We start from the raw sequence: 6,766 nt of genomic DNA, 5'->3' as shown, positions 1-6,766 counted from the left end.
CCGTGCTGGACCGCGCCGCCGGGGACCTTTCGCAGCGCATCCCGCCCGGCACGCGCCCGCCGGCGGCGATGTTCTCGGCTCATGTCTGGGCGCTGAGCCACGGCGTGGTGGAACCGTTCGCGCGAAATTCGCCGGTCACGCGCAGCCCGTTCGCCCCCGAGGATATGCTGGACAGCGGCATCGGCATCTACCTGCGCGGCCTCGGGCTCGATACCGAGTGACCGCGCGCATCAGCCCTCGGCGGCCTCGTCGCCGCGCGCGCCGGCCTTGGCCCCCGTCACCACGCCCAGCGATTTAAGCTTGCGGTGCAGCGCGCTGCGCTCCATCCCGACGAATTCCGCCGTCCGGCTGATATTGCCGCCGAACCGGTTGATCTGGGTCATCAGGTATTCGCGTTCGAACGCCTCGCGCGCGTCGCGCAGCGGCAGCGTGGCCACGGCGCCCGACAGCACAACGCGCCCGTCATCCGGGGCGGCCCCGGCACCGTCCCCGCCCGGGATTTCCTGCGCGGTGATGCCGCCGCCGCTGTCGCCAAGGATCAGGACGCGTTCGATCACGTTGCGCAGCTGGCGCACGTTGCCGGGCCAGCTCATCGTCTGCAACAGCGTGCTCGCCTCGTCACTGAGCGGGCGAAGCGGCAAACCTTGCGTCTTGTTCAGCAACTCGACGAAATGCGCCGCCAGCGCCGGGATGTCCTCGCGCCGCTCCTCGAGGCTGGGCACCGCGACCGGCACCACGTTCAGCCGGTGATAGAGCTCGCGCCGGAACCTCTCCGCGGCGATCTCGGCCTCAAGATCGCGATTGGTCGACGAAATCACCCGCAGGTCCACCTGCACCTTGTCGCCGCCGCCCACCCGCAGGAAGGTCTGGTCAACCAGCACGCGCAGGATCTTGGACTGGGTGCCAAGCGGCATGTCCGCCACTTCGTCGAAATAGATGACGCCGCCATTCGCCTCTTCAAGCAGGCCGGGCTCCACCCCGCGCTCCCGGCTTTCGCGGCCGAACAGCACTTCCTCCATGCGGTCAGGCTCGATCGAGGCGCAACTCACGCTGACAAAGGGGCCGTCGCTGCGTGACGAATTGGCGTGGACGTAGCGCGCCGCCAGTTCCTTGCCGCAGCCCGCGGGGCCGGTCAACATCACGCGCCCGTTCGATTTCGTCACCTTGTCGAGCTGCCCCAGAAGCGCGCGGAAGGCCGGGCTTTCACCCAGCATCTGCGCCGGGCCGGTCTCCCGCCGCTTCAGCGCCTGATTCTCGCGGCGCAGCCGGCTGGTTTCCATCCCGCGCCGGATCACCACCAGCAACTGGTCGATGTTGAACGGCTTCTCGATGAAGTCATAGGCGCCCTGCTTGATTGCCGCCACGGCGATCTCGATGTTGCCATGGCCCGAGATGATGACAACCGGCACCTCGGGATGCTCGCGCTTAACGGCCTTGAGGATGTCGATGCCGTCCATGTTGCTGTCCTTGAGCCAGATATCGAGGATCAGCAGGGCGGGCGGTTGCTCGGCGATGGCCGCCATCGCCTCGTCCGACGTGCCGGCCAGCCGCGTGACGAAGCCCTCGTCCTCGAGAATGTCGGCGATCAGCTCGCGAATGTCGCGCTCGTCGTCAACAATCAGAATATCGCTCATGTCGTCCTCATACCGCCCGTTGGTCCGCTGTCATCTGTTCGGGGTCCGCCCCCGTTTCCACGCCCGTATCCGGCGCCGCCGGCCCGGCCACGCCGGGAACCAGCGGCAGGCGGATCACCGCCATGGCCCCCGGCGCCTCGGCGCCGCCAAAGGTGTCGGCATCGGCCAGCACCAGCGTGCCGCCATGCTCCTCGATGATCTTCTTGACGATGGGCAGGCCCAGCCCGGTGCCCTTCTCCCGCGTCGTCACGTAGGGTTCGAACAGGCGTGACCGGTCCTCGGGCAGGCCGATGCCGTTGTCCGATATGCGGATCACCGCCTGCCCGTCCTGTTCGGCACAGCTGACCCGGATGGTTCGGACATGCCCGTCTGGCGCCCCGTTTTCATACAGCGAATCAATGGCTTCGCCCGCGTTCTTGATCAGGTTCGTCAGCGCCTGGCTTATCATCGTCGCGTCAATCTCGGCACATAGCGGCGCCGCGCAGAAATCCGTCTCGAACCGCACCTCGGGCTGGCCGGTTTCCTGCAGCAGCGTGACCTCGCGCAGCAGGCCGCTCAGGCTCTCCTGCTTGGTTTCGGGGTCCGGCATCCGCGCGAATTTCGAAAATTCGTCGACGATCCGCCGCAAATCGGTCGTCTGGCGCACCACCACGTCGGTCAATTGTTCCAGCGCCTCGGCCTGCGCGGGCTCCAGTACCCGCTTGAACTTGCGCTTGATGCGTTCCGCGCTCAGCTGGATCGGGGTCAGCGGGTTCTTGATCTCGTGGGCGATGCGCCGCGCGACGTCGCCCCATGCCGCCATGCGCTGCGCCGCCACCAGGTCGGTGACATCATCGAAGGCCACGACGTAGCCCTCGCGCCGGCCGTCCTCGTTGCGGCGCGTCGACATCCGCACCAGCAGGTTCTCCATCCCGCCGCCGCGGCTGACCTTGATTTCCTCCTGCACGAAACCGCCCGGATTCCGCTTGAGGCGTTCGAACAGCGCCCCGAATTCCGGCACGGCCACGCTCAGGTCCACCGATTGCTGGTCGTCCTGCCAGTCAAGCAGCCGCTCGGCGGCCCGGTTCACGAAGGTCACCCGGCCCTTGGCATCCAGCCCCACCACGCCCGACGACACCGATCCGAGCACCGAATCGAACAGCCGCCGGCGGCGCTCGATCTGCTGGGTATTCGCCAGCAGCTTCTCGCGCTGCGCCTTGAGCTGACGGGTCATCTGGTTGAAATACGTGCTCAGCATGGCGATCTCGTCGCCGCCGTCCTCCTCGCGGACGCGTGTATCCAGATCCCCCTCGCCCACGCGCTGCGCCGCGCTGGTCAGCCGCCCCACCGGGCGTGACAGCCGCTCGGCGAACCACAGGCCCAGCCAGACCGCGGCAAGGATCAGGATGACCGCGAACCCCAGATAGACCAGCCCGAACTCGAACAGAACGCGCCCCCGCTCGCTTTCGCGCTGATTGTAGAAACGTGCGGTTTCCTGCGTCTCGTCCAACAGGTTCAGGATCGCGCCGTCCACGTTGCGGCTGACATAGAGGTAGCGGTCGGTGATCGTCTCCAGCGGCATCAGCGCGCGGAACTCGTTGTTGTCCCAGTCGCGGATCACCACCACGCCATCCTCGGCGGCCCGCTCGATCTGCGCGCGGGTCGGTTGCTCGTAATCGAACAGGTAGGATCGCTCCCCCCGCGCGCGCAGATCGCCGGTACCGTCGATGACGAAGGCCTCGCGCAGACCGCGCTGGATCTCGCGTTGGCCCCGCGACAGGACCTGCCGGATATCGCCGTCATCCATGAAGACGCGGGCCCGCTTGGTCGCGTTGATGAGCGAGGCCAGCGCCCGCGCATCGGTGATCAGGTCGCGGCGGTGTTCGTCCTCGTAGGCCTCGGCAGCGGCGACCGAGTTCGCTACCACCCGCCCCACGCGGTCGGAAAACCACGCCTCCAGCCCCATGTTCACCGACAGCGTCGCGAAAACCGCGACCGTCACGGTCGGCAACAGCGCCATCACCGCGAAAACGCCCGTCAGCCGCAGGTGCAGCCGGGACCCGGCCGACCGCTCGCGCCGGGCCGCGATCATCCGCGCCACCCGGTAGGCCACGAGCGCGGCCACGCTGATCACGTAGACCATGTCCGCCAGCAGCGCGATGCGCAGGATGTTCGACGACGCGCCCTGGTCCAGCGGCCCCATCGCAAGGAAGGTCAGCAGCGCCAGCACCGGCCCGAGCACCACGAGCGCAAAGGTCGCCACGGTCTGCACCCGGCGGCGCCGGCGCAGCCGCCGCAGGTGTTCCCATGTCCATCTGCGTGTCCCGGATGCCACGCGCCGCCCCCATCAGCTTGTGCAGCCCGTCACCGTGGCCGCAACATCTGCTGTCCCGCGCCATGCCGGCCCGGAAAGCCACATTGATGTTGCAGTTTTACATCAACTTGCGGCGCCGTGTCACGTGAATATCCAGATCCGTGATCTTCTTGCGCAGGGTGTTGCGGTTGATGCCCAGAAGCTCGGCGCATTTCGCCTGGTTGCCGCCCGTTGCATCGAGCGCGATCTCGATCAGCGGCAGTTCCATCTCGCGCAGGATCCGCGCGTACAGCCCCGGCGGCGGCAGCGCATCGCCGTGCAGGTCGAAATAGCGCTTCAGGTGCCGCGTGATCGAATCCTTCAGCTTTTCAGCCGGTTCCTGCCCCGACATCAGGGCCGAGGCCGGCTGGTTGCCCAGCACGGGCTCCACGTCGGCGGGCTGGATGATCTCGTCCTGCGCGGTCAGCGCGATCCGTCGCACCGCGTTTTCGAGCTGCCGCACGTTGCCGGGCCAGCCATAGGCGCGCATCAGCGCCAGCGCGTCCTCGCTCAACCGGCGCGGCGGCAGCCCCTCGCGCTCCAGCCGGGCAAGGAAATGCTCGGCCAGAAGCGGAATGTCATCCACCCGTGCGCGCAGCGGCGGCACGTCGATCGCCGCGCCGCACAGCCGGTAATACAGGTCCTCGCGCAGCCCTGATCCATCAAGCTGCGCCGACAGGTCGGCCTGGCTGGTGGCCATGAACCGCGGGCTGTGCTCGCCCGGGGCGTCCATCATGCGCACCACCCGGCCCTGCGCCTCCGGGTCCAGGTCCCCCACCTCGTCGATGACGATCGTGCCGCCGCGGGCGCGCGCCATGATCTTCGACGGCCCCTCCAGATCGGCAAGGTCGGCCGGGCTGACGGCCATGAAGGGCAGCGTGCGCCTGTCCGAGAAATCGTGGATCGCCCGCGCGATCAGCGACTTGCCGGTCCCCGATTCCCCGCTGATCATCACCGGCAGCGCGGTGTTCATGATCCGCGCCACCACCTTGTAGAGCTTTTGCATCTCCGGCGTGCTGCCCACCAGCGGCAAATCGTCGGGGCGCTCGTCGCTGTCGCTGCGCGCCGGCACCCGCGCGCCACTTTCCAGCGCCTTGGCGGTGCGCTTCATCAGGTCCGGCAGGTCGAAGGGTTTGGGCAGGTAGTCATAGGCGTCGGCCTCGGCCGCCTGGATCGCCGTCATGATCGTGTTCTGCGCCGAGATCACGATCACCGGCAGGCCCGGACGGTCCTGCGCGATCTTGGGCAGCATTTCCAGCCCGTTGCCATCGGGCATGACGACGTCGCTGATCACCGCGTCGCCCTTGCCCTCCCCGATCCAGCGCATCAGCGTCGTCAGCGACGACGTGGCATGGACCTTGCAGCCCGCCCGCGTCAGCGCCTGCGTCAGAACCGTGCGGATCGTGCGGTCGTCATCGGCCACCAGTACCGTGCCATCCATCGCCTATTCCTCCTTGTTCTCGGGCGCCCGCGGCAACGAGATGCGGAACACCGTGCGCCCCGGCGCCGACTTGACCGATATCCAGCCGTCATGGTCCGAAATGATCTTGGCCGCCAGCGCCAGCCCCAGCCCGGTACCGTTCTCTCGCCCCGACACGAACGGGTCGAAAACGTCGCCCGCGATCTCGGGCGGCAATCCCGGGCCGTCATCCTCGATCTCGATCTGCAGCGGCAGCGACTGGCCCGGCCCGCCCTCGCGCATGACGCGCAGCGATTGTTCATAGAAGCTGCGCAGGATGATCCGGCCGCCATCGCCGCCGGCCGCCTCGGCCGCGTTCTTGATCAGGTTCTGGATCACCTGCAGCAACTGGTCCGCATCGCCGTGCGCCAGCGGCAGTGACGGGTCGTAATCCTCGATCACGGTCATCTGCGCGGCGACACCCACCACGGCCGACCGGCGCGCCCGGTCCAGAACGTCATGCACGTTGACGGCGTCCCGGCGGGGCTTGCCCAGATTGCCGAATTGTTCGACCTGCTCCAGCAGCGCGACGATGCGCCGACCCTCGTTCACGATCAGGTCGGTCAACTCCAGATCGTCGCTGGACAGGTTCATCGAAAGCAACTGCGCCGCCCCGGTGATCCCGGCCAGCGGGTTCTTGATCTCGTGGGCCAGCATCTCGGCCATGCCGATCGCCGATTTCGCGGCGGATTTAACGGTGTTGCCCTGCGTCATGCGCCCGGCCAGTTCGCGCGGGGAAATCAGCAGGATCATCTCGTCCCCCGCGCCGGCGCCCAGCGGGGCGATCTGCAGGTTGCACTGCACGGGGGCGCGGTCGCCGGTGCCGACGTCAACATCGTTGACGAAAAGCGGCGCGCCATGACGCCGCGCCCGCCCGATTGCCGCGTCCAGCGGCGCATCGACGGCCAGCCTGTCCCAGACGGGGTCGCCAACGAGCTGCCGGGCCGATCCCATGAGGAAACTTTCGGCGGCCGGATTGATCCGGGCGATCCGGTCGGCGCCGTCGATCACCAGCGCCGGCACCGGCAGGGATGTCCATATCGCGTCGTCCGTGCTCATGCGGCCACCCGGTCGGCGGCGGTCATGGCGTCGGGGATCAACCGCTGCACCGTGTCCGGGTCGCGCGCTGTCAGCACGCGCTTGCGCAGCGCCACCCCGGTACCGGCCCCGTCCATGTACCAGCCAAGGTGCTTGCGCGCCACGCGGCAGCCCAGCTCGCGCCCGTAAAAGCGCAGCATCTCCTCGTAATGGTGCGACACCATGTCGGCCAGCGCCGCGCCCCGCGGCACCTCCGGCGCCGGGACACCGTGCAGCGCCGCCGCCACCTCGGCCAGCAGCCAC

5 protein-coding genes and 1 pseudogene are annotated in these 6,766 nt (G+C 68.0%); 1 reads left to right on the top strand and 5 read right to left on the bottom strand.

From position 1 onward, the window contains the following. Nucleotides 1-221: pseudogene (locus tag ACH107_RS28715) on the top strand (TetR/AcrR family transcriptional regulator); the annotation flags it as partial. A gap of 9 nt (nucleotides 222-230) precedes the next feature. Here the strand turns inward: ACH107_RS28715 and ACH107_RS28710 are convergent. From ACH107_RS28710 to ACH107_RS28690, 5 genes are all read right to left on the bottom strand, one after another. Continuing rightward, complete coding sequence (locus ACH107_RS28710; RefSeq protein WP_412509149.1) at nucleotides 231-1,634, bottom strand: sigma-54-dependent transcriptional regulator; 1,404 nt, start codon at nucleotides 1,632-1,634, stop codon at nucleotides 231-233. 7 nt (nucleotides 1,635-1,641) lie between these two features. Then, nucleotides 1,642-3,948 carry an ATP-binding protein gene (locus tag ACH107_RS28705; RefSeq protein WP_412509148.1) on the bottom strand — a complete coding sequence of 769 codons (2,307 nt, stop codon included), beginning with the start codon at nucleotides 3,946-3,948 and terminating at the stop codon, nucleotides 1,642-1,644. Between the two features lie 97 nt (nucleotides 3,949-4,045). Then, nucleotides 4,046-5,407 carry a response regulator gene (locus ACH107_RS28700; protein ID WP_412509147.1) on the bottom strand — a complete coding sequence of 454 codons (1,362 nt, stop codon included), beginning with the start codon at nucleotides 5,405-5,407 and terminating at the stop codon, nucleotides 4,046-4,048. 3 nt (nucleotides 5,408-5,410) lie between these two features. Next, nucleotides 5,411-6,484: a two-component system sensor histidine kinase NtrB gene (locus ACH107_RS28695; RefSeq protein WP_412509146.1), complete on the bottom strand. Its 1,074-nt coding sequence runs from the start codon at nucleotides 6,482-6,484 to the stop codon at nucleotides 5,411-5,413. Continuing rightward, nucleotides 6,481-6,766 (bottom strand): tRNA-dihydrouridine synthase (locus tag ACH107_RS28690; protein WP_412509145.1); only part of this gene is annotated, 286 nt, incomplete at its 5' end. The genes ACH107_RS28695 and ACH107_RS28690, both read right to left, overlap by 4 nt.

Source organism: Roseovarius halophilus (ex Wu et al. 2025), assembly GCF_047086965.1.
The sequence above is the reverse complement of the archived record's forward strand: the minus strand, read 5'-3'. Positions and strand labels throughout refer to the sequence as shown.

Excerpts from the sequence above, each read along its gene's own strand:
- ACH107_RS28710 (WP_412509149.1), bottom strand. The coding sequence starts at position 1,634 with ATGAGCGATATTCTGATTGTTGACGACGAGCGCGACATTCGCGAGCTG.
- ACH107_RS28700 (WP_412509147.1), bottom strand. The coding sequence starts at position 5,407 with ATGGATGGCACGGTACTGGTGGCCGATGACGACCGCACGATCCGCACG.
- ACH107_RS28695 (WP_412509146.1), bottom strand. The coding sequence starts at position 6,484 with ATGAGCACGGACGACGCGATATGGACATCCCTGCCGGTGCCGGCGCTG.